Consider the following 22,336-nt stretch of genomic DNA (forward strand, 5'->3'; position numbering starts at 1 on the left):
TGGCTGATCCACCGCATTCGCTGGCAAGCCAGCTCCTACACAAGCCCATTTCCACAGTAAGAAAGGGTTGTCAGTTACTTACCGCCACTCCCGGCAACACTCTCACCACCCCTGGTCAGGTAATAAGCGCCGAGGATCGGCAGCATGGTCACTATCATCACCAGCATCGCGACGACATTGGTCACCGGCACGTCCCGGGGGCGGCTGAGCTGGTTGAGCAGCCACAGCGGCAGGGTGCGTTCATGGCCGGCGGTGAAGGTGGTGACGATGATCTCGTCGAACGACAGCGCAAACGCGAGCATGCCCCCGGCCAGCAACGCCGAGCCAAGGTTCGGCAGGATGATGTATCGGAAGGTCTGCCAGCCATCGGCGCCAAGGTCCATCGAAGCTTCGATCAAACTGTGCGAAGTACGACGCAAACGGGCGATGACGTTGTTGTAGACGATCACCACGCAGAAGGTCGCGTGACCGACGATGATGGTGAACATCCCCGGCTCGATCCCCAATGTCTTGAAGGTCGCCAGCAACGCGATCCCGGTGATGATCCCCGGCAACGCAATCGGCAGGATCAGCATCAGCGAGATGCCTTGCTTGCCGAAGAAATCCCGGCGGTACAACGCCGCCGAGGCGAGCGTGCCAAGGACCATGGCAATCAACGTCGCGACGGAGGCGATCTGTAGCGAGAGCTTGATCGCTTCCAGCACGTCCGGCCGCGAAAACGCCACGCCGATCCACTTCAGGGTGAAACCCTTGGGTGGAAAGCTGAACGCCGCGTCTTCGGTGTTGAAGGCGTACAGGAAGATGATCAGGATCGGGAAGTGCAGAAACACCAACCCGCCCCAGGCCGCGATTTTTAATCCGATAGAAGCCTGCCCCTGTGATGAAGAGTCAGAGTGCATCGAAGGCCCCCAGTCGTTTGACGATAGTCAGGTAAATGGCGATCAACACAATCGGCACCAGCGTGAAGGCTGCGGCCATCGGCATGTTGCCGATCGCACCTTGCTGGGCGTACACCATGCTGCCAACGAAGTAGCCCGGCGGGCCCACCAGTTGCGGCACGATGAAGTCACCCAGAGTCAGCGAAAAGGTGAAGATCGAACCGGCGGCAATGCCCGGAATCGACAACGGCAGAATCACCTGCATGAAAGTCTGGTGCGGTTTGGCACCCAGGTCGGCCGATGCTTGCAACAGGGACGGCGGGAGACGTTCCAGCGATGCCTGAATCGGCAGGATCATGAACGGCAGCCAGATGTAGACGAACACCATGAAGCGGCCCAGGTGCGAAGTCGACAAGGTGCTGCCGCCCACGCCCGGAATGCCCAGCACGAACTGCAACACCGGCTCCAGTCCCAAGTGCTGAACGAACCACTGCGCGACGCCGCCCTTGGCCAGCAGCAAGGTCCAGGCATACGCCTTGACGATGTAACTGGCCCACATCGGCATCATCACCGCGATGTAGAAAAACGCCTTGGTCTTGCCGGTGGTGTAGCGCGCCATGTAGTAGGCAATCGGGAACGCGACGATGGCACTGGCGATGGAGACGACGACCGCCATGCTCAAGGTGCGCAGGATGATGTCAAAGTTCGACGGCTGGAACAGCGCAGCAAAGTTCGCCAGAGTCAGGTCAGGCGTGACCGCCATGGTGAAGTCATCGAAGGTGTAAAAACCTTGCCACAGCAGCACCAGCAACGAGCCAAGATAGATCGCGCCGAACCACAGCAGCGGCGGCACCAGCAGCATCGACAGGTACAGGTTGGGCCGGCGATACAGCAGGTTGGAAAACCTGCGCAACGGCGAACCGCTGGCTGGAGTTTGAGGGATAGCCACGGTGTTCATCTCACACCCCGCCGGCAACGGTGTCGTGCAACGGGATCATCGCTTCCCGTGCCCAGCGCGCGCTGATGCGTTGCCCGGTCTGGTGCTGGGCGCTGATGTCCAGCCATTGATTGTTGGCCTGGCTGATGTTCAGGGTCTGGCCGTTTTCCAGTTTCATCTCGTAACGCGTGGCGCTGCCCTGGTACTGGATGTCGTGCAGCAAACCGCTGACTTCGATCTCGTGGCTGGCCAGCGGTCCTTCGGCGAATCGCACATGTTCCGGGCGAATCGAAAACGGTTGTGGGTTGCCGCTCAACTGCTTCGCCAGATCGCCGCGAATCACATTGGAGGTGCCGACGAATTCCGCGACAAAGGTCGTCGCCGGTTTCATGTAGAGGTTGCGCGGCGTGTCGACCTGCTCGATGCGCCCCTTGTTGAACACGGCCACGCGGTCAGACATCGACAGCGCTTCGGTCTGGTCGTGGGTGACGAAGATGAAAGTGATGCCGAGCTGGCGTTGCAGTTTCTTCAGCTCGCTTTGCATTTGCTCACGCAGCTTCAAGTCGAGGGCGCCCAACGGCTCGTCGAGCAGCAACACGCGCGGGCGATTGACCAAGGCGCGGGCCAAGGCCACACGCTGGCGCTGACCGCCGGACAGTTGCACCGGTTTACGCTCGCCGTAGCCGCCAAGGGCGACCATGTCGAGGGCTTCTTCGGCGCGTTTCTGACGCTCGGCTTTACCGACGCCTTTGACCTTCAAACCGTAAGCGACGTTGTCGAGTACGTTCATGTGCGGGAACAGGGCGTAATCCTGAAACACGGTGTTGACGTCACGCTCATACGGCGGCAGCCCGGCGGCTTCCTCGCCATGAATTTGGATGGAGCCTGCGCTCGGTTGTTCGAAACCGGCGATCAGGCGCAAACAGGTGGTTTTGCCCGAGCCGGAAGGGCCCAGCATGGAGAAAAACTCGCCGTCCTGGATGTCGATGGAAACCCGGTCTACGGCTTTCACTTCGCCGAAAAGACGGGAAACGTTGGTGAACTGGACTGCAAGCGTCATGGTGCGGTGCTCCAAAAAGGCGAGGGCCGTCGCGGCGGCCCTGCCTGGACTTCTGAAAAACGAGGTATCGGTTGTTTTTAAAGTCGAACTCGTCAGTGGCAACAGCGCTGATCAAATGTAGGAGCTGGCTTGCCTGCGATAGCGGTGTGTCAGGCAACACATCTACCACTGACACTCCGCTATCGCGGGCAAGCCCGGCTCCCACAGGGATCTGTGTCATTCCACAGACTAGCGGCCGCCCATAATCGCGATGTAATCCTGGGTCCAGCGGCTGTACGGCACGAACTTGCCGCCTTCAGCCTGTGGGGTTTTCCAGAAGGCGATCTTCTCGAACTGGTCGAAACCATTGGTTTTGCAGCCTTCAGCGCCGAGTAGTTCACTGTCGGTGCACGCCGCTGGCACCGCTGGCAAAGAACCAAACCAGGCCGCAACGTCTCCCTGGACTTTCGGTTGCAGCGACCAGTCCATCCACTTGTAAGCGCAGTTCGGGTGCTTGGCTTCGGCGTGCAACATGGTGGTGTCGGCCCAACCGGTGGCGCCTTCTTTCGGGATGGTCGAAGCGATCGGCTGCTTCTCGTTCATCAGGCCGTTGACCTGATACGGCCAGGCACCGGACGCGACCACGCCTTCGTTTTTAAAGTCACTCATTTGTACGGTGGTGTCGTGCCAGTAGCGGTGGATCAGCGGCTGCTGGGCGCGCAGCAGATCCAGCACGGCTTTGTACTGCGCTTCGGTCAGTTCGTACGGGTTCTGGATGCCCAGTTCCGGCTTGGCGGTTTTCAAGTACAGCGCCGCGTCGGCGATGTAGATCGGGCCGTCATAGGCCTGCACGCGGCCCTTGTTCGGCTTGCCGTCCGGAAGGTTTTCCGCGTTGAACACCACGGCCCAACTGGTCGGCGCGGTCTTGAACACGTTGGTGTTGTACATCAACACGTTCGGGCCCCACTGATACGGGGTGCCGTAGGTTTGTTTATTGACGACGTACCACGGGCCATCCTTGAGACGGGGATCGATGTTCTTCCAGTTCGGGATCAATGCCGTGTTGATCGGCTGCACGCGCTTGCCCACGATCAACCGCAGCGAGGCATCGCCCGACGCGGTCACCAGGTCGTAACCGCCCTTGGCCATCAGGCTGACCATTTCATCGGAGGTGGCGGCAGTTTTTACATTGACCTTGCAGCCGGTTTCCTTCTCGAAACCGGTCACCCAGTCGTAGGCCTTGTCGCTTTCGCCACGTTCGATGTAACCGGGCCAGGCCACGATATCCAGCTGACCTTCGCCGGCACCGACGGCTTTCAGCGGTTCGGCGGCCTGGATACTGGCGCTGGCCAACAGCGCTGTAGTGATTGCACTGAGCAGTGCGGTCTTGTGCACGAACATGGGAAATCCCTCTTCTTTAATTATGGTCGGGGCAGTTGTGAACGCGGTGAAGCATGCCGTTAGCGGCTAGTTATTAGCGTAGTCAGAGATGCTGTCCGTGGCGCGCCATGATGTGCCGCACCACGCTGTAGTCCTGGAGCGAATCGCTGGATAAGTCTTTGCCGTAGCCCGAACGCTTCAGGCCACCATGGGGCATTTCGCTGACCAGCATGAAATGGCTGTTGATCCAGGTGCAGCCGTACTGCAAGCGCGCCGCGACCTGCATCGCCTTGTCCAGATTCTGGGTCCAGACCGAGGAGGCGAGGCCGTATTCGGAGTCGTTGGCCCAGTCCACCGCTTGTTCGAGTTCGTCGAAACGGGTCACGGTGACCACCGGCCCGAACACTTCACGCTGAACGATCTCATCGCTTTGTTTGCAGCCGGCCAGCAACGTCGGTTGGTAATAGAAGCCGGCGCCGGAGTGCACTGCCGCGCCGGTCACCCGTTCAATGTGCGGCTGACCGAGGGCGCGTTCGACGAAACTGGCCACGCGGTCGCGCTGGCGAGTGCTGATCAGCGGCCCGATTTCGTTGTCGGCATCGCGTTTGCCAGCGAAGCGCAGGCTGCTGACCGCCGCGCCGAGTTCGGCCACCAAACGGTCATGAATCCCGGCCTGTGCATAAATCCGGCACGCGGCGGTGCAATCCTGACCGGCATTGTAGTAACCGTAAGTGCGCACACCTTCGACCACCGCTTGAATGTCAGCATCGTTGCAAACGATTACCGGCGCTTTACCGCCAAGTTCGAGGTGCGTGCGTTTCAACGTTTTGGCGGCGGCCTGGAGGATTTTTTGCCCGGTGACGATATCCCCGGTCAACGACACCATGCGGATTTTCGGGTGACTGACCAAATGGCTGCCGACGCCTTCGCCGCCGCCGCAGATGATGTTGATCACGCCGCGCGGCAGGATCTCGGCCAGCGCAGGCGCCAGGGCCAGGATAGACAGCGGGGTGTGTTCGGACGGCTTGAACACCAGCGTGTTGCCGGCGGCGAGGGCCGGGGCGATTTTCCACGCGGCCATCATGATCGGGTAATTCCACGGCGCGATGGACGCGACAACCCCGATTGGATCGCGACGCACCATGCTGGTGTAGCCCGGCAGGTACTCGCCGCTGAGCTGGCCGGTCTGGCAACGCACGGCGCCCGCGAAGAAGCGGAACACATCGACCGTCGCGCTCAAATCGTCCTGGCGGGCCAGGTGCAACGGCTTGCCGCAGTTCAGGGATTCAAGACGGGCGAGGAGGTCGGCTTGTTTTTCGATGGCGTTGGCGATGTCCAGCAGCAGGTTTGAACGTTGCTGCGGTGTGGTCCGCGACCAACCGGCGAAGGCGCGGTGGGCGGCGAGGATGGCGGCTTCAACTTGCTCGGTGCTGGCTTCGGCGATATGCGTCAGCACTTCCCCGGTGGCGGGGTTGAGGATCGGTTCGACAAAACCCTGGCCTGCGACCAATTCGCCATCGATCAACAATGCGGTAAACAACGGGGTCTGCGCACCAGCCATTTTGCGGGTTCTCTTTTCTTGTGTGGCCATGCTGCTCCCTGTGACTGGGGCCCGGCCGTCTTATATAGATGCATTAAGACTAGTGCGCGGACCCGAGGTCGACAAATTCTAAATACTGAAGGTAGCGTTCGATTAAATAGATGGCTTGCGCCCGCCGTGAGGTTGCTCGCGGGCGACGGTCAGGAACGGGTCCACCAGCGCCGGGCGCGCAGTGCCACGGCGCCAGGCCAGGCCGACGTCGAGGGTCTGGCTCAGGTCGGCAATCGGCCGAGCTTCGATGATGTCGCCCTCCAGTGACCATGGGCGATAGGTCATGTCGGGCTGGATCGACACGCCCAAACCGGCGGCTACCAGGCTTCGTACTGCCTCTGTTGAAGCCGTTCTGAGGGTGATGCGCGGTTGCAGTGATGCCGCGGACCACATGCGCTGGGCGTTGCGATCCATCTCATCGACGTTCAATTGAATCAGCGGTTCTCGCGCCACGTCGGCAAGGTTGATGCTGTCGTGTTCCAGCAACGGATGCTGGGCGGGCAGCCACAAGCGATGGGGCGAATGCGTCAGGACTTCGGTTTGCAGGGCATGACGATCTTCTAAGTTGGACAGGATCAGCACGCCGACATCGATCTCGCCACTGACCAGTAAATGCTCGATGTATGGCCGCTCATCCTCCATCACCCGGATCTCGACGTTGGGGTAAGCGCGCTGAAAGCGGGTAAGCAGATCGGCGAGGTAGTAACCGGCGACCAGACTGGTCACACCGATGATCAACTGGCCGGCCACCTGATCGGTGCTCTGTTGCAGGCTGCGCTTGGCGTTGTCCACCGTGGCCAGGATCAAGTGCGCCTGGCGCAGGAATTGATGACCCTGGTGGGTCAGCGTCATGCCCTTGGCGTGACGATTGAACAGGCCGACGCCGATTTCCTGTTCCAGCTGCTGGATGGCCAGGGTCAGTGTCGATTGGGAAATGAATGCGGTTTGTGCGGCGGCGGAGATCGAACCGGTCTCGGCCACGGCGATGAAATGACGAATCTGACGCAGGGTCATCATGGGAAAGTACCCGGTGGGCTGTTTTTATAGATTCGCTTGAGTGTATATCGTTTTAATCGATGGACTCGTTGGCGTTACAAGAGATGAGCAACATCTGGAAGCACTCTCGTCGGGAGAAGCCGGGCACTTTCGATCTAGGCTGGTGGCCGGTTAACCCTTGGTGGAGGCGGCAAAATGAATACCCGTGGTTTGCTCGATCAACTTCTCAAGTCCGGTCAGGATCTGCTGAAGAACAAAGCCAGTGGTCATCAGAACAAGGCGTCCAGCGGTGGCTTGGGTGGTTTGCTCTCGGGCGCGAGCGGTGGTGTGTTGGCGGCGGGGGCAATGGGCCTGTTGCTCGGTAGCAAAAAGGCCCGCAACGTCGGCGGCAAAGTCGCCCTCTACGGCGGCCTTGCGGCATTGGGAGTGGTTGCCTACAAAGCCTATGGCAACTGGCAGGCGCAGCAGGGCGTTGCGCCGCTTTCTAACACAAGAAGTGAACCACAAACCCTCGACCGCTTGCCCCCGGCACAAGTCGAACTGCACAGCCAGGCAATACTCAGAGCGTTGATCGCGGCGGCAAAAGCCGATGGCCACATTGATGAGCGTGAGCGTTCGTTGATCGAAGGTGAGTTCACCAAGCTCGACAACGATCAGGCGTTGCAGCACTGGCTACATGCCGAACTCAACAAGCCACTTGACCCGACGGAAGTTGCCCGCGCTGCCAGCACACCGGAAATGGCCGCCGAGATGTACATCGCCAGTGTAATGCTGGTGGATGAGCAGAACTTTATGGAGAAATCCTACCTCGATGAACTGGCGCGACAGTTGAAGCTGGAGCCGGGGTTGAAGGCAGAGTTGGAGAAGCAGGTGCATCAGGCTTCTATGTAGGCCTATCCAGAGCAAATCTAATGTGGGGGGCGAGTTGTCCAAACGGACTCGATCCAGGGTGGGAGCGAGCCTGCTCGCGATGGCATTTCAGCAACACCACAGATCTCATTGCCAATCCACGGTCCGCTTCTTCCGATTCACCACCGGCAATAGTCTTAAAAATGAAACACCGCCCTCGGCTATACTCCCCAGCATTTGAGCCACCCCGAGGACTGACTGTGAAGAATTGGACGTTGCGCCAACGCATCTTGGCGAGTTTTGCGGTAATCATCGCCATCATGCTGTTGATGGTTGTCGTCTCGTATTCACGGCTGTTGAAGATCGAGTCCAGCGAAGCCAGTGTTCGCGAAGATGCGCTTCCCGGGCTGTATTACAGTTCGATGGTTCGCGGTGCATGGTCCGACAGTTATCTACGGATGCTGGACATGCTTGGCCTGGAGCAAGGGCAGGGCATCAGCGCTGAGGATGTCTCGGAGTTCAAGGGCTACGCCACTCGTCTGCAAGAGCAAATGGAGCTCTATCGCGAGACGGTCACAACCGATCAAGACAAAGTCGAGTACGCCGACTTCGAAAAACTTCATGAGGATTACCACCGGATCCTGTCAGCCGTGATCGAGTTGTACAAACGCAACCAGGGCGCCGAAGCGATCAAGATGTTCAAAGAAGAGCTGACCCCGACCTGGACGGCGGGTCGGATGAAACTCTCTGACATTTTGCGCCACAACAAAGCGGTGGCAGACCAGGACGTAGCCGCCATCGATGACGCCGTCGTCACCGCCAAATTAGTCATGGGCATTTCCTTGCTGATCGCCGTACTGGCTGCCGCGCTCTGCGGTCTATTGTTGATGCGCGCCATCATGGCGCCGATGAACCGTATCGTGAAAATCCTCGAAATCATGCGCACCGGCGACCTCAGTGGTCGCTTGAACCTGGAGCGCAAGGACGAATTCGGTGCCGTGGAAACCGGCTTCAACGACATGATGACCGAGCTGACGTCCCTGGTCTCTCAGGCCCAGCGCTCGTCGGTGCAGGTCACCACGTCGGTCACCGAGATCGCCGCCACTTCCAAGCAACAACAAGCCACCGCCACCGAAACCGCCGCCACCACCACCGAAATCGGCGCGACGTCCCGCGAAATTGCCGCGACGTCCCGTGATCTGGTGCGCACCATGACCGAAGTCTCCACCGCCGCCGATCAGGCGTCGGTGCTGGCCGGTTCCGGGCAGCAAGGCCTGGCTCGCATGGAAGAAACCATGCATTCGGTGATGGGCGCGGCCGATCTGGTCAATGCCAAGCTGGCGATCCTCAACGAGAAGGCCGGTAACATCAATCAGGTGGTGGTGACCATCGTCAAAGTCGCCGACCAAACCAACCTGCTGTCGTTGAACGCCGCCATCGAGGCCGAGAAGGCCGGTGAATACGGGCGCGGTTTTGCCGTGGTCGCCACTGAAGTGCGGCGTCTGGCGGACCAGACCGCTGTGGCCACATACGACATCGAGCAAATGGTGCGCGAGATTCAGTCGGCGGTATCCGCCGGGGTCATGGGCATGGACAAATTCTCTGAAGAAGTGCGCCGTGGCATGTCCGAAGTGCAGCAGGTCGGCGAACAGTTGTCGCAGATCATCCACCAGGTTCAGGCGCTGGCGCCGCGGGTGTTGATGGTCAACGAAGGCATGCAGGCTCAAGCCACCGGTGCCGAACAGATCAACCACGCGCTGGTGCAATTGGGCGATGCCAGCAGCCAGACCGTTGAGTCGTTGCGCCAGGCCAGCTTCGCCATTGACGAGCTGAGCCAGGTGGCTGTCGGGCTGCGTAGCGGCGTTTCGCGATTCAAAGTCTGATGAACGAACTCGCGGCCAAACGCGGCGCCGTGGTGCCGGTCAAACAATCGTTGTATCTGGTGTTTCGCATCGGCAGCGAACGCTTTGCCTTGCAGGCTATCGAGGTGGCGGAAGTGCTGCCGCGCCTGCCGTTGAAGCCGATTGCCCAAGCGCCGCACTGGGTTGCCGGGGTATTTGCTTATCGTGGCGCGGTGGTGCCGGTGATCGACCTCAGTGCACTGACCTTCGGGCAACCGGCCCAAGCTCGCACCAGCACGCGGCTGGTGCTGGTCAATTACCGCCCGGATGAAACGATCCCGACGCAATGGCTTGGGCTGATTCTAGAGCAGGCGACTGACACGTTGCGCTGCCACCCGGCGGAGTTTCAGCCGTACGGCCTCGACAATCGTCAGGCGCCGTACCTGGGGCCGGTGCGCGAAGATGCGCAGGGACTGCTGCAATGGGTGCGGGTCGCCGATTTGCTCGATGAGCACGTTCGCGCGCTGTTGTTCCCGTCGCCGCCACTCGATCCGGCGCTGCTTGAGGAGCAGGCATGAGCAGCGATCAACGGTTTTTCGATTTCCTCAAGGCGCGCATCGGCCTCGACGTGACGTCGGTGGGACCTGCGATCATCGAGCGCGCGGTGCGCCAGCGCAGCCTCGCGTCCAATGCACTGACGGCCGACGAGTATTGGCACACACTGCAACATTCGCAGGATGAGCAACAGGCGCTGATCGAAGCGGTGATCGTGCCCGAAACCTGGTTTTTCCGGTACCCGGAATCGTTCGCGACGCTGGCGAAACTGGCCACCAAACGCCTGGCTGAAATCAACAACATGCGCGCACTGCGGATTCTCAGCCTGCCGTGTTCTACCGGCGAGGAACCGTATTCCATCGCCATGGCCTTGCTCGATGCCGGGCTCAAGCCGCATCAATTCAAGGTGGAAGGCATGGACGTCAGCCCGCTGTCGGTGGAAAAAGCCCGGCGTGCGCTGTACGGCAAAAACTCATTTCGCGGTCAGGACATCGCCTATCGTGAGCGGCATTTTAGCGCCGAAGATGAAGTCTATCGCCTCAGCGATCGCGTGCTTGAACAGGTGCGTTTGCAAGTCGGCAATCTGCTCGATCCGGCGTTGCTGGCCAGCGAGCCGCCGTATGATTTTGTGTTCTGCCGCAACCTGCTGATCTATTTTGATCAGCCGACCCAGCAGCAGGTGTTCGAGGTGCTCAAGCGCCTGACCCATGTCGACGGTGTGCTGTTTATCGGCCCGGCCGAGGGCAGTTTGCTGGGGCGTTTTGGCATGCGCTCGATTGGCATTGCGCAGTCATTTGCGTTCAGTCGTCAGAGTGTGCCGGAGCCGGAACCGTTTCCAGCATTCGTGCCGGCACCGCTGCCGGTGCGCCAACCGGCGCGCAGTGCGCCACCGCCACCCGTGCGCATTCGCCCATTCGCCACTGTTACGCGGCCACCCGACACGGCGAAAGCCTCGGGCGCCACCGCGTTGCTGGCGAACATCGCCGTGCTGGCCAACGAAGGCAAAAGTGTTGAAGCCCGCGCTGCCTGCGAACAGTATTTGCGCAGCCACGAACCGGTCGCGCAGTTGTTTTACTGGCTGGGATTGCTCAGCGATGTCAGCGCAAACGCCTTTGAAGCCCAAGGTTTTTATCGCAAGGCGTTGTACCTTGAACCGCAACATCCCGACGCGTTGATGCACTTGGCAGCCTTGCTGCAATCCCAGGGTGATACGGCGGGTGCCAGACGATTGCAGGACCGCGCCGCCCGCAGCGAGCGCGCTGACAGTGAGCGCAAACGATGAACGCCTCCGACAGCTATAGCGTCACCCACGAAGATGCCCAGGCCATCGACGATTGCTGGAACCGCATCGGTGTCCACGGCGACAAGTCCTGCCCGCTACTGACCGAGCACATTCATTGCCGTAACTGCGCGGTGTACTCGGCTGCCGCCACGCGCTTGCTCGACCGTTATGCCTTGCAGCAGGACGACCGCGTACAACACTCGGCAACGGTCGAAACGGAGGTAAAAACCCGTTCGCTGCTGATGTTTCGGCTCGGTGAAGAGTGGCTGGGGCTGGCCACTCGCAGCCTCGTGGAAGTGGCGCCGCTGCAAGCCATTCACTCCTTGCCGCATCAGCGCTCCCGAGCCTTGCTCGGCGTGGCGAATGTGCGCGGTGCGCTGGTCGCATGCCTGTCGCTGGTGGAGCTGCTTGGGCTCGACGCGACCAATAACGTGGCATCCAGCGCGCGGGTCATGCCGCGCATGCTGATCATCGCCGCCCACGGTGGGCCGGTGGTGGTGCCGGTGGACGAGGTCGACGGGATTCATGCCATCGACGAGCGGATTCTCGATGCCGCCTCACAATCCGGCACTCAGGCCAGCGGCAAATACACCCGAGGTGTGTTGCCCTTCAAAGGTCGCAGCTTGCGTTGGCTGGATGAAGAACAGCTGCTATCCGCCGTGACCCGGAGCCTCACATGACCCCCGAGCAAATGCGCGACGCCTCGTTACTGGAGCTGTTCAGCCTCGAAGCCGAGGCCCAGACCCAAGTGTTAAGCGCAGGTCTGTTGGCACTGGAGCGCGACCCGACCCAGGCCGATCAACTCGAATCCTGCATGCGCGCGGCGCACTCGCTCAAGGGCGCGGCGCGGATCGTCGGTGTCGACGCCGGGGTCAGCGTTTCGCACGTGATGGAAGACTGCCTGGTCAGTGCACAGGAAGGGCGTTTGTACCTGCGACCCGAGCACATCGATGCGTTGTTGCAAGGCACCGACCTGTTGATGCGCATCGCCACGCCCAACAACAGCCTGACGCCGGCGGATATCGACAGCTATGTGGCGTTGATGGCGCAGTTGCTCGATCCGCTGGCGCCCGCCGCGCCGATCAGCATGCCCGTCATGCCCGAGCGTCAGCTAGAACAGCCTCGCGTCGAGCTGCCAGTCCCGGTCGTTGAGCTGCCTATCGCTGCGCCGGTCGAGCCTCCACGCCAGGCTAAACGCACCACCGAAAACGGTGAGCGCGTGCTGCGCGTGACGGCCGAGCGTTTGAACAGCCTGCTCGACCTGTCGAGCAAATCCCTGGTGGAAACCCAGCGTCTCAAACCGCACCTGGCGACCATGCAACGCCTCAAGCGCATGCAAAACAACGGTCTGCGGGCGCTGGAAAACCTCAACGTGCATCTCAAGGATCACGCCCTGAGTCTGGAAGCCCAGGAAGCGCTCGAAGATGCGCGGCGGTTGCTGGCGGAATCCCAGCAACTGCTGATCGAGAAAAACACCGAGCTGGATGAGTTCGCCTGGCAGGCCAGTCAACGGGCGCAGGTGTTGTACGACACCGCGCTGGCCTGTCGCATGCGGCCGTTTGCCGATGTATTGACCGGGCAGGTGCGCATGGTCCGCGATCTGGGCCGGGACCTGGGCAAACAGGTTCGGCTGGAAATCGAGGGCGAGAAAACCCAGGTCGACCGCGACGTCCTGGAAAAACTCGAAGCGCCGCTGACTCATTTACTGCGCAACGCCGTGGATCACGGCATCGAATCCCCTGAACAACGGCTGCTGGCCGGCAAACCGGCGCAAGGGCTGATTCGTCTGCGTGCCTCCCACCAGGCTGGTCTGCTGGTGTTGGAGTTGAGCGACGACGGCCAGGGCGTCGATCTGGAAAAGGTCCGCCGCAGCATCGTCGAGCGCCAGCTTTCCCCAGCGCACACCGCCGCTCAACTGAGCGAAGAAGAGCTGCTGACGTTTTTGTTTTTGCCGGGTTTCAGCCTGCGCGACAAGGTCACCGAAGTGTCCGGGCGCGGCGTGGGCCTGGATGCGGTTCAGCACATGGTCCGCGAATTGCGCGGTGCGGTGGTGCTGGAGCAGACGGCGGGCGAGGGCAGTCGTTTCCACCTCGAAGTGCCGCTGACGTTGTCGGTGGTCCGCAGCCTGGTGGTGGAAGTCGGTGACGAGGCTTATGCATTTCCGCTGGCCCACATCGAACGCATGTGCGACCTGGAGCCGGCAGACATTGTGCAAGTCGAAGGGCGTCAGCATTTCTGGCACGAAGGTCGGCATGTCGGGCTGGTGGCGGCCAGTCAGCTGTTACAGCGCCCGGTCAGCCAGAGCAGTCAGCAAACCCTTAAAGTTGTGGTTATCCGTGAGCGCGATGCGATCTACGGCGTGGCGGTCGAGCGTTTTATCGGCGAGCGCACGTTAGTCGTATTGCCCCTGGACGAACGACTGGGCAAGGTCCAGGACATCTCCGCCGGGGCCTTGCTCGACGACGGCTCGGTGGTGCTGATCGTCGACGTCGAGGACATGCTGCGTTCTGTGGATAAACTGCTCAACACTGGACGCCTGGAGCGCATTGCCCGCCACAGCAATAAGGTGGTTGAAGCGGCACGTAAACGAATTCTGGTGGTTGACGACTCACTGACGGTTCGCGAGTTGCAACGCAAGCTACTGCTTAATCGCGGCTACGATGTGGCGGTGGCAGTCGACGGCATGGATGGCTGGAACGCCTTGCGTTCCGAGGATTTCGATCTGCTGATCACCGACATTGATATGCCGCGCATGGATGGCATCGAACTGGTGTCGTTGTTGCGCCGTGATATTCGCCTGCAATCCCTGCCGGTGATGGTGGTGTCGTACAAGGATCGTGAAGAGGACCGTCGTCGTGGACTGGACGCCGGGGCCGACTATTATCTGGCCAAAGCCAGTTTTCATGACGATGCCCTGCTTGATGCAGTGGTTGAGCTCATCGGAGGAGCAAGGACATGAAAATCGCAATCGTCAACGATATGCCCATGGCGGTAGAGGCTTTGCGCCGGGCCCTGGCGTTTGAGCCAGCGCACCAGGTCATCTGGGTCGCCGGCAATGGCAAGGAAGCGGTGCAAAAGTGTGCCGAACAGACGCCGGACCTGATTCTGATGGATTTGATCATGCCGGTGATGGACGGGGTCGAGGCCACCCGGCGGATCATGGCCGAAACGCCGTGTGCCATTGTCATTGTCACCGTCGATCGCCAACAGAACGTGCACCGGGTGTTCGAGGCCATGGGCCATGGCGCCCTGGATGTGGTCGATACCCCGGCGCTCGGTGCCGGGAATGCCCAGGAAGCGGCGGCGCCGTTGTTGCGCAAGATCCTGAACATTGGCTGGCTGATCGGCGAGCGGGGTAATCAGGAACGTTCGGTGCCGAGCCCGCTGCGTCACTCCGCCTCGCGCCAACGCCTGATCGCCATTGGTTCATCCGCTGGCGGGCCGGCAGCGCTGGAAATTCTGCTCAAGGGCTTGCCGCGAGATTTTTCGGCCGCCATCGTGCTGGTGCAGCATGTGGATCAGGTGTTCGCCGCCGGCATGGCCGAATGGCTCGGCAGCGCCAGTGGCTTGGACGTGCGTCTGGCCCAGGAAGGCGAACCGCCTCAAGCCGGTACGGTGTTGCTGGCCGGCACCAACCATCATATTCGATTGTTGAAAAATGGCACGCTGGCCTACACCGCCGAACCGGTCAACGAAATCTACCGGCCTTCGATCGATGTGTTTTTCGAGAGTGTGGCCAATTACTGGAACGGTGACGCCGTAGGGGTCTTGTTGACGGGCATGGGGCGCGATGGCGCGCAGGGGCTTAAACTCATGCGCGAACAAGGCTACCTGACCATCGCTCAGGACCAAAAAAGCAGTGCGGTATACGGGATGCCCAAAGCGGCCGCGGCCATCGACGCAGCCATGGAAATTCGCCCACTGGACAAGATAGCGCCACGATTGCTGGAGATTTTTGCGAAGTGACCACCATTAGCAGCAATCCTGGCCCAAGTAGTACTCAGGTGACCGCACATGAATGAGTTACAGCTCGACGATTACAAAACCAACGAAAACGCCGCCATGGTGTTGTTGGTGGACGATCAGGCGATGATCGGCGAAGCGGTGCGTCGCGGGTTGTCGAACGAAGACAATATCGACTTCCACTTCTGCTCCGACCCGCATCAGGCCATCGCCCAGGCGATCCGTATCAAGCCGACGGTGATCCTGCAGGATCTGGTGATGCCCGGCCTGGACGGCCTGAGCCTGGTGCGCGAGTACCGCAATCATCCGGCGACCAAGGACATTCCGATCATTGTCCTGTCGACCAAGGAAGACCCGCTGATCAAGAGCGCGGCGTTTGCAGCCGGCGCCAATGACTATCTGGTGAAGCTGCCGGACAACATCGAGCTGGTGGCGCGGATCCGCTATCATTCGCGCTCCTACACGATGCTGTTGCAGCGCGATGCGGCGTACCGTGCGCTGCGGGTCAGCCAGCAGCAACTGCTCGACACCAACCTGGTGCTGCAACGACTGATGAACTCCGATGGCCTGACCGGGCTGTCGAACCGCCGGCATTTCGATGAGTACCTGGAGCTGGAATGGCGACGTTCGCAACGTGACCAGAGCCAACTGTCGTTGCTGATGATCGATGTCGATTACTTCAAGTCCTTCAATGACAGCTTCGGCCATCTGGAGGGCGATGAAGCCTTGCGCAAGGTGGCTGAAGCGATCCGCGACGCCGGCTCTCGCCCGTCCGACCTGCCGGCCCGTTACGGTGGCGAAGAGTTTGCGTTGGTGCTGCCCAATACCACGCTGGGCGGCGCACGTCTGGTGGCGGAGAAACTCCGCCAAACCGTGGCCGCGCTGAAGATTGCGCATATTGCACCGACCGAAGGCTCAAGCCTGACCATCAGCATTGGCCTGTCCACCGTGATCCCGCAACCGGGCAGCAATTGCCGGCAATTGATCTCGGCGGCGGACAAGGGGCTGTACCTGGCGAAGAACAATGGGCGTAATCAGGTGGGGATCGAGTGAGGTAATACGCTTTCTGTAGCAGCTGCCGAGCCTGCGAGGCTGCGTCCGGCGGCGAAGCCGTCGTAAAACCATCAACGCGGTCCTCCTGACAAACCGCGTGAGCAGGATTGGCGAGGACTTTGTCCTCGGACGCGGCCTCGCGGGGCTCGACCGCTGCTACAGGGATGTTCCATTGTTTCAGTCATTCGCGCCTAAAGCCGCCAGGCGGGCTGCCGTGAAGGCCTGATTACGTTATACTCGCCGGCTTTCAAAAGTTCGCCAACGAGTGCTGCCCGCCATGGAAATCAACCCGATCCTTAACAGTATCAAGGACCTGTCCGAGCGCTCCGAAACTATTCGGGGGTATCTTTGACTACGATCAAAAGCATGAGCGTCTGACCGAAGTCAATCGCGAGCTTGAAGATCCGTCTGTCTGGAACAACCCGTCGTACGCTCAGGAACTGGGCCGCGAGCGCTCCTTGCTGGCGCAGATCGTCGAAACCCTCGACGAAATGCACGCCGGCCTCGCCGACGCCAAAGACCTGCTGCTGATGTCCGCCGAAGAAGAAGACCAGGCTGCCGTCGATGACGTCGCTGCCGAAGTCGAGCGCCTGCGCGAGTCGCTGGAAAAACTCGAATTCCGTCGTATGTTCAGCGGTGAAATGGATGCCAACAACGCCTACCTGGACATCCAGGCCGGCTCCGGTGGCACCGAGGCTCAGGACTGGGCCAACATCCTGCTGCGCATGTACCTGCGCTGGGCTGACAAACGCGGTTTCGACGCGACCATCATGGAGCTGTCGGCCGGTGAAGTCGCCGGGATCAAGGGCGCTACCGTGCACATCAAGGGCGAATACGCCTTTGGCTGGTTGCGTACCGAAATCGGCGTTCACCGTCTGGTACGCAAGAGCCCGTTCGACTCCGGCAACCGTCGTCACACCTCGTTCTCGGCCGTGTTCGTGTCGCCGGAAATCGATGACAACATCGAAATCGACATCAACCCGTCGGACCTGCGCATCGACACCTACCGCTCCTCGGGTGCCGGTGGTCAGCACGTAAACACCACCGACTCGGCCGTACGTATCACCCACGTACCGTCCAACACCGTGGTCAGCTGCCAGAACGAACGCTCCCAGCACGCCAACAAAGACACCGCGATGAAAATGTTGCGGGCGCGCTTGTACGAGCAGGAAGTGCAGAAACGCAACGCCGCTTCCCAGGCCCTGGAAGACACCAAGTCCGACATCGGCTGGGGTCACCAGATCCGCTCGTATGTACTCGATGCGTCGCGAATCAAGGATTTGCGCACTAACATCGAACGCAGCGACTGCGACAAGGTGCTCGACGGCGACATCGACGAATACCTGGTGGCCAGCCTGAAACAAGGCCTGTAAGCCATGCAATACCGGATCGCCTGACCCACGCGATCCCCTGTAGGAGCCGGCTTGCCGGCGATCCCCAGGCCGCAGGCCTGGGGGCAACGAACCCGTGATGGAATATTTAAAGACATGAGCGACCTAGAACTCGACCCGCAAGCCCTGCAACAGGAAGAAAACTCCCTGATCGCCCTGCGCAAGGAAAAGCTTGCTGCCGAGCGCGCCAAGGGCAATGCCTTCCCGAATGACTTCCGCCGCGACAACTACTGCGATGACTTGCAGAAACAGTACGCGGACAAGACCAAGGAAGAGCTGGCAGAGGCTGCAATCCCGGTCAAGGTTGCCGGTCGCATCATGCTCAACCGTGGCTCGTTCATGGTGATCCAGGACATGACCGGTCGCATCCAGGTTTACGTCAACCGTAAAACCCTGTCCGAAGACACCCTGGCCGCGGTGAAAACCTGGGACATGGGCGACATCATTGCCGCCGAAGGCACCCTGGCCCGTTCCGGCAAGGGCGATCTGTACGTCGAAATGACCAGCGTGCGCCTGCTGACCAAGTCGCTGCGTCCTCTGCCGGACAAGCACCATGGCCTGACCGACACCGAGCAGCGCTACCGTCAGCGTTACGTTGACCTGATCGTCAACGAAGACGTGCGCCAGACCTTCCGCGTGCGTTCGCAAGTGATTGCGCACATCCGCAGCTTCCTGATGCAGCGTGACTTCCTGGAAGTCGAAACACCGATGCTGCAAACCATCCCGGGTGGCGCAGCGGCCAAGCCGTTCGAGACTCACCACAACGCGCTGGACATGGGCATGTTCTTGCGCATTGCGCCTGAGCTGTACCTCAAGCGGCTTGTTGTTGGTGGGTTTGAAAAGGTGTTCGAGATCAACCGCAACTTCCGTAACGAGGGCGTTTCGACTCGTCACAACCCTGAATTCACCATGTTGGAGTTCTACCAGGCGTACGCCGACTACGAAGACAACATGGACCTGACCGAAGAACTGTTCCGTGAACTGGCGCAGCTGGTTCTGGGCAGCACCAACGTGCCTTACGGCGACAAAGTGTTCCACTTCGGTGAGCCCTTCGTGCGTCTGTCGGTGTTCGACTCGATCCTCAAGTACAACCCTGAGTTGACCGCTGACGACCTGAACGACATCGACAAGGCTCGCGCCATCGCCAAGAAGGCCGGCGCCAAGGTGCTGGGCTTCGAAGGTCTGGGCAAGCTGCAAGTGATGATTTTCGAAGAACTGGTCGAGCACAAGCTGGAACAGCCGCACTTCATCACCCAGTACCCGTTCGAAGTGTCGCCGCTGGCCCGTCGCAACGATGACAACCCGAACGTCACCGACCGTTTTGAACTGTTCATCGGCGGCCGTGAAATCGCCAACGCCTACTCCGAGTTGAACGACGCGGAAGACCAGGCCGAGCGTTTCATGGCTCAGGTCGCCGACAAGGACGCGGGCGACGACGAAGCCATGCATTACGACGCCGACTTCGTTCGCGCGCTGGAGTACGGCATGCCGCCAACGGCGGGTGAAGGCATCGGTATCGACCGTCTGGTGATGCTGTTGACCAACTCTCCGTCGATCCGTGACGTGATCCTGTTCCCGCACATGCGGCCGCAAGCGTAAGTGTTTCAATTAAAAAGCCGCCTTTTCAGGCGGCTTTTTATTGCCTGTCTGGTACAAACGTATCAATTTGTTGCTTTCATCTGAAAGGAAAGACCTGTCGTGAATCATGCAATGGCTCAAGAAGGTGCAGCGGGTATCGCCACTGCGGTCGCTGAAAGTGTTCAGTACCAGGGCCGCAAGGCCAGCCGACAGGGCAGCGAGCAGCGTCGACAGGTCATTCTCGATGCGGCGATGCGCATTGTCGTGCGCGATGGCGTGCGGGCCGTGCGTCACCGCGCGGTGGCGGCCGAGGCCGGTGTGCCGCTGTCAGCGACCACCTACTATTTCAAGGACATCGATGACTTGCTCACCGATACCTTCGCTCAGTACGTGGAGCGCAGTGCGGCGTTCATGGCCAAGCTGTGGGTGAACAACGAAGGCCTGCTGCGCGAGATGGTGGTCAGTGGCGACGGCAGCCCGCAGGCGCGTTCGAAACTGGCGGACGATATTGCACGGTTGATGACGGACTATGTTCACCGCCAACTGATCAGCCGTCGCGAACACTTGATGGCGGAACAGGCGTTCCGTCAGGAAGCTTTGTTGAACCCGCGTCTGGCGGAGTTGGTGCGCGCGCATCAGCAAATTCTTCTCCAGGGTACGCTCCAGCTTTTCGAGGTATTGGGTTCGCGTGAGCCACAAGAGGATGCCAAAGTGTTGACGGCGATTATCGGACGGATGGAATATCAGGGCCTGCTCAACGACGCCGAGCCTGTGGGTGAAGTGGAAATGCTCGGTATCCTCAATCGTTACATGCACTTGGTACTCGCGTCGGTGTGAGTTGAGCGCGGTCCCTGTAGCAGCTGCCGAAGGCTGCGTCCGGCGACGAAGTCGTCGTAAAACCTGCCACCGTGTTCCTTAAGGGTTTATTCGGGATTCAGATTTTACGACTGCTTCGCAGCCGAACGTCCGAACGCGGCCCGAGCCTTCGGCAGCTGCTACAGGACTGCGTGTTCATAGGGAGTGTTGAATGAAAGCCTGGCGCGTCGTGGTGATCGCCTTGTCGTTTGTGCTGCTCAGTGGCTGCCTGGTGACCTTCAAGGAGCCTCTGCCCGCAAGCGAGCCCGCGCCCAAAGGTTTGCTCGGCAAATGGACCAGCACCAACGCGTGGGGCGAGCCGATGAACCTGGAGCTGAGGCGCATCGGCGACAATCGCTATCAGGCCGTCAGCTACTTCAAGGCCAAACCCGGCGAACGTGAAGCATATCCTTTCACCGTCTCGCGTCATGGCAGCCGCTGGTATCTGTCGGCGAAGGTACCCGCCAGATTCGGCGGCCATTTCACCATTGCCGGTTTCGAGATCACGGATAAGCATGAACTGGTGGTCTACAACCTCGATATCGAGCAGATCAACCAGGCCCGCGGACAAAACGTCTTGAGCGGCGAAGGCTTCCAGACCGACGACGGCGACGGCGTATTGGTCAACAATGCGATGGATCAGGTCTTCAGCTACCTCGACGATCCGGCCAATTCCGATGTCTTCGTCGAAGCCGTGCGTTATCAGCGCTTGGCCAAAAGCAAATAAACCCAGCACATAACGGTTTTTCTACAGGAGTTACGGGTGGACGAATACCAGCAGACGATACGCATTTTGTCCGATCGCATTGTGCTGGCGCAGACGCCGATTCGCGTCCTTGATGCGGTCAAATGGGACGACAGCATCCGCCAAGGGTTCCTCAAGGCCAAGGGCAAGGAAATGCCGGCCATAGACCGCGATTACTACCTCAATCGGCCACTGTCGTTCGACTCCAGCAAAGTGAAACTGGAATTCCAGAACATCGAACGCGACATCACCCGTCAGCTCGGCCAGTTCAACCCGGTTGGCCAGATCATGCGCCGCATGTGCAAGGAATACCGGATGGTGGTGCGCATGCTTGAAGCGCGCGGCACTGAGGATTTCGGCCTGATTTCCCAGGAGCTGTACGGCGCCGCGTCCGACGCGTTTCACGCCGGCGATCCGACCCTGGCCGATCTGGGGTTGATGCTTTCCGATTACTTGAACAACATCGACGGCCGTGGCGATCTCAAGGATGAGCCAAAAATCCTCACGGCCAAGGAAGCCGTGCACCTGTTGCAAACCCGATTGAACAAGGTGTTTGGCGAGGCCGAAGAGACCATTCGGGTGTTCGAGTCCGACGGGATCGTCGCCGATGCAGCAGCCGGCGCCGACTACATCAAGATCCGCGCCGATGCGATGTTCAACGATCGCGACGTGCGTGCCCTGGAAGTGCACGAAGGGCTGGTGCATGTCGGCACCACGCTCAACGGTTTGAACCAGCCGATCTGCACCTTCCTGTCCAAGGGGCCGCCGTCGTCGACGGTGACGCAGGAAGGCCTGGCGATCCTGATGGAAATCATCACGTTCGCTTCCTACCCGAGTCGCTTGCGCAAACTGACCAATCGCACCCGCGCCATTCACATGGTGGAAGAGGGCGCGGACTTCCTGCAGATCTTCGAATTCTTCCGCGAGCAAGGCTTCGAGATGGCGGAAAGCTACGGCAACGCCAGTCGGGTGTTCCGCGGTTCAGTGCCAAATGGCCTGCCATTTACCAAAGACTTGTCCTACCTCAAGGGATTTATCATGGTTTACAACTACATTCAGTTGGCCGTGCGTAAAGGCAAGCTTGAGCAGATTCCGCTGCTGTTTTGCGGCAAGACCACGCTGGAAGACATGCGCACGCTGCGTCAGTTGGTTGATGAGGGGTTGGTGGTGCCGCCAAAGTATCTGCCGGATCAGTTCCGCGACCTGAACGCGCTGTCGGCGTGGATGTGCTTCTCCAACTTCCTCAATCACCTGAGCCTGGACCGGATCGAAGCGGATTACTCAAACATCCTGTGAACAACAAGGGCCCTGTAGGAGCCGAGCTTGCTCGCGATGGCGCAATTACATTCAACATTTATATCGCCTGACATACCGCTATCGCGAGCAAGCTCGGCTCCTACAGG

The 22,336-nt window shown here is 60.1% G+C and carries 19 protein-coding genes; 13 read left to right on the forward strand and 6 right to left on the reverse strand.

What is annotated here, in order from left to right:
- Positions 1-74 precede the first annotated feature (74 nt).
- The 6 genes from ACWGZX_RS19700 to ACWGZX_RS19725 form a co-directional block, all read right to left on the reverse strand.
- On the reverse strand, positions 75-899 hold the full coding sequence (locus ACWGZX_RS19700) for an ABC transporter permease (RefSeq protein WP_452625089.1): 825 nt from the start codon (positions 897-899) through the stop codon (positions 75-77).
- Positions 889-1,836, reverse strand: coding sequence for an ABC transporter permease (locus ACWGZX_RS19705; protein WP_452625090.1), 948 nt, complete (start codon positions 1,834-1,836; stop codon positions 889-891). Before ACWGZX_RS19705 ends, ACWGZX_RS19700 begins: the two co-directional genes overlap by 11 nt.
- A 1-nt stretch (position 1,837) precedes the next feature.
- Positions 1,838-2,875 (reverse strand): ABC transporter ATP-binding protein, encoded by a 1,038-nt coding sequence (locus ACWGZX_RS19710; RefSeq protein WP_452625091.1) that lies wholly within the window; start codon positions 2,873-2,875, stop codon positions 1,838-1,840.
- 228 nt (positions 2,876-3,103) lie between these two features.
- On the reverse strand, positions 3,104-4,255 hold the full coding sequence (ydcS, locus tag ACWGZX_RS19715) for a putative ABC transporter substrate-binding protein YdcS (protein WP_452625092.1): 1,152 nt from the start codon (positions 4,253-4,255) through the stop codon (positions 3,104-3,106).
- Positions 4,256-4,337: 82 nt separating this feature from the next.
- Positions 4,338-5,795, reverse strand: coding sequence for a gamma-aminobutyraldehyde dehydrogenase (locus ACWGZX_RS19720; protein WP_452629037.1), 1,458 nt, complete (start codon positions 5,793-5,795; stop codon positions 4,338-4,340).
- Between the two features lie 132 nt (positions 5,796-5,927).
- Complete coding sequence (locus ACWGZX_RS19725; RefSeq protein WP_008072897.1) at positions 5,928-6,842, reverse strand: LysR family transcriptional regulator; 915 nt, start codon at positions 6,840-6,842, stop codon at positions 5,928-5,930.
- Between the two features lie 174 nt (positions 6,843-7,016).
- Here ACWGZX_RS19725 and ACWGZX_RS19730 point away from each other — a divergent pair, with 174 nt between their 5' ends.
- The 13 genes from ACWGZX_RS19730 (at position 7,017) to ACWGZX_RS19790 (ending at position 22,229) form a co-directional block, all read left to right on the forward strand.
- Positions 7,017-7,712, forward strand: a complete 696-nt coding sequence (locus ACWGZX_RS19730; protein WP_452625093.1) for a tellurite resistance TerB family protein — start codon at positions 7,017-7,019, stop codon at positions 7,710-7,712.
- Positions 7,713-7,930: 218 nt separating this feature from the next.
- Complete coding sequence (locus tag ACWGZX_RS19735) at positions 7,931-9,553, forward strand: methyl-accepting chemotaxis protein (RefSeq protein ID WP_452625094.1); 1,623 nt, start codon at positions 7,931-7,933, stop codon at positions 9,551-9,553.
- A complete protein-coding gene (locus ACWGZX_RS19740; protein ID WP_452625095.1) occupies positions 9,553-10,089 on the forward strand; it encodes a chemotaxis protein CheW in 537 nt (178 codons plus the stop codon). Before ACWGZX_RS19735 ends, ACWGZX_RS19740 begins: the two co-directional genes overlap by 1 nt.
- Complete coding sequence (locus tag ACWGZX_RS19745) at positions 10,086-11,348, forward strand: CheR family methyltransferase (RefSeq protein WP_452625096.1); 1,263 nt, start codon at positions 10,086-10,088, stop codon at positions 11,346-11,348. The genes ACWGZX_RS19740 and ACWGZX_RS19745 overlap by 4 nt, the downstream gene beginning before the upstream one ends.
- A complete protein-coding gene (locus tag ACWGZX_RS19750) occupies positions 11,345-12,028 on the forward strand; it encodes a chemotaxis protein CheW (protein ID WP_452625097.1) in 684 nt (227 codons plus the stop codon). Before ACWGZX_RS19745 ends, ACWGZX_RS19750 begins: the two co-directional genes overlap by 4 nt.
- A complete protein-coding gene (locus ACWGZX_RS19755; protein WP_452625098.1) occupies positions 12,025-14,307 on the forward strand; it encodes a response regulator in 2,283 nt (760 codons plus the stop codon). Before ACWGZX_RS19750 ends, ACWGZX_RS19755 begins: the two co-directional genes overlap by 4 nt.
- Positions 14,304-15,314, forward strand: a complete 1,011-nt coding sequence (gene cheB / locus ACWGZX_RS19760) for a chemotaxis-specific protein-glutamate methyltransferase CheB (RefSeq protein WP_452625099.1) — start codon at positions 14,304-14,306, stop codon at positions 15,312-15,314. The genes ACWGZX_RS19755 and cheB overlap by 4 nt, the downstream gene beginning before the upstream one ends.
- Positions 15,315-15,362: 48 nt before the next feature.
- The gene (locus ACWGZX_RS19765; protein ID WP_452625100.1) at positions 15,363-16,364 is read left to right on the forward strand and encodes a diguanylate cyclase domain-containing protein; all 1,002 of its coding nucleotides are present in this window, start codon (positions 15,363-15,365) and stop codon (positions 16,362-16,364) included.
- Between the two features lie 277 nt (positions 16,365-16,641).
- Positions 16,642-17,737, forward strand: a protein-coding gene (gene prfB, locus ACWGZX_RS19770) for a peptide chain release factor 2 (protein ID WP_192417889.1) whose coding sequence is annotated in 2 segments (ribosomal slippage) — positions 16,642-16,713 and positions 16,715-17,737 — 1,095 coding nt in all. Because the reading frame shifts where the segments join, the coding sequence is not laid out codon by codon here.
- A gap of 114 nt (positions 17,738-17,851) precedes the next feature.
- Positions 17,852-19,354: a lysine--tRNA ligase gene (lysS, locus tag ACWGZX_RS19775; protein WP_452625101.1), complete on the forward strand. Its 1,503-nt coding sequence runs from the start codon at positions 17,852-17,854 to the stop codon at positions 19,352-19,354.
- Between the two features lie 99 nt (positions 19,355-19,453).
- A complete protein-coding gene (locus ACWGZX_RS19780) occupies positions 19,454-20,170 on the forward strand; it encodes a TetR/AcrR family transcriptional regulator (protein WP_452625102.1) in 717 nt (238 codons plus the stop codon).
- A gap of 190 nt (positions 20,171-20,360) precedes the next feature.
- Positions 20,361-20,915: a hypothetical protein gene (locus tag ACWGZX_RS19785; protein WP_223511975.1), complete on the forward strand. Its 555-nt coding sequence runs from the start codon at positions 20,361-20,363 to the stop codon at positions 20,913-20,915.
- Between the two features lie 36 nt (positions 20,916-20,951).
- The gene (locus tag ACWGZX_RS19790) at positions 20,952-22,229 is read left to right on the forward strand and encodes a flavohemoglobin expression-modulating QEGLA motif protein (protein ID WP_223511974.1); all 1,278 of its coding nucleotides are present in this window, start codon (positions 20,952-20,954) and stop codon (positions 22,227-22,229) included.
- The last annotated feature ends 107 nt before the right edge of the window (positions 22,230-22,336 follow it).

This window comes from Pseudomonas sp. CLCA07 (assembly GCF_053615335.1).

Coding starts and splice junctions, on each gene's coding strand:
- ydcS (WP_452625092.1), bottom strand. CDS start 4,255: ATGTTCGTGCACAAGACCGCACTGCTCAGTGCAATCACTACAGCGCTG.
- ACWGZX_RS19785 (WP_223511975.1), top strand. CDS start 20,361: ATGAAAGCCTGGCGCGTCGTGGTGATCGCCTTGTCGTTTGTGCTGCTC.
- ACWGZX_RS19705 (WP_452625090.1), bottom strand. CDS start 1,836: ATGAACACCGTGGCTATCCCTCAAACTCCAGCCAGCGGTTCGCCGTTG.
- ACWGZX_RS19700 (WP_452625089.1), bottom strand. CDS start 899: ATGCACTCTGACTCTTCATCACAGGGGCAGGCTTCTATCGGATTAAAA.
- cheB (WP_452625099.1), top strand. CDS start 14,304: ATGAAAATCGCAATCGTCAACGATATGCCCATGGCGGTAGAGGCTTTG.
- ACWGZX_RS19740 (WP_452625095.1), top strand. CDS start 9,553: ATGAACGAACTCGCGGCCAAACGCGGCGCCGTGGTGCCGGTCAAACAA.
- ACWGZX_RS19765 (WP_452625100.1), top strand. CDS start 15,363: ATGAATGAGTTACAGCTCGACGATTACAAAACCAACGAAAACGCCGCC.
- ACWGZX_RS19725 (WP_008072897.1), bottom strand. CDS start 6,842: ATGATGACCCTGCGTCAGATTCGTCATTTCATCGCCGTGGCCGAGACC.
- ACWGZX_RS19745 (WP_452625096.1), top strand. CDS start 10,086: ATGAGCAGCGATCAACGGTTTTTCGATTTCCTCAAGGCGCGCATCGGC.
- ACWGZX_RS19755 (WP_452625098.1), top strand. CDS start 12,025: ATGACCCCCGAGCAAATGCGCGACGCCTCGTTACTGGAGCTGTTCAGC.
- ACWGZX_RS19720 (WP_452629037.1), bottom strand. CDS start 5,795: ATGGCTGGTGCGCAGACCCCGTTGTTTACCGCATTGTTGATCGATGGC.
- lysS (WP_452625101.1), top strand. CDS start 17,852: ATGAGCGACCTAGAACTCGACCCGCAAGCCCTGCAACAGGAAGAAAAC.
- ACWGZX_RS19710 (WP_452625091.1), bottom strand. CDS start 2,875: ATGACGCTTGCAGTCCAGTTCACCAACGTTTCCCGTCTTTTCGGCGAA.
- ACWGZX_RS19730 (WP_452625093.1), top strand. CDS start 7,017: ATGAATACCCGTGGTTTGCTCGATCAACTTCTCAAGTCCGGTCAGGAT.
- ACWGZX_RS19750 (WP_452625097.1), top strand. CDS start 11,345: ATGAACGCCTCCGACAGCTATAGCGTCACCCACGAAGATGCCCAGGCC.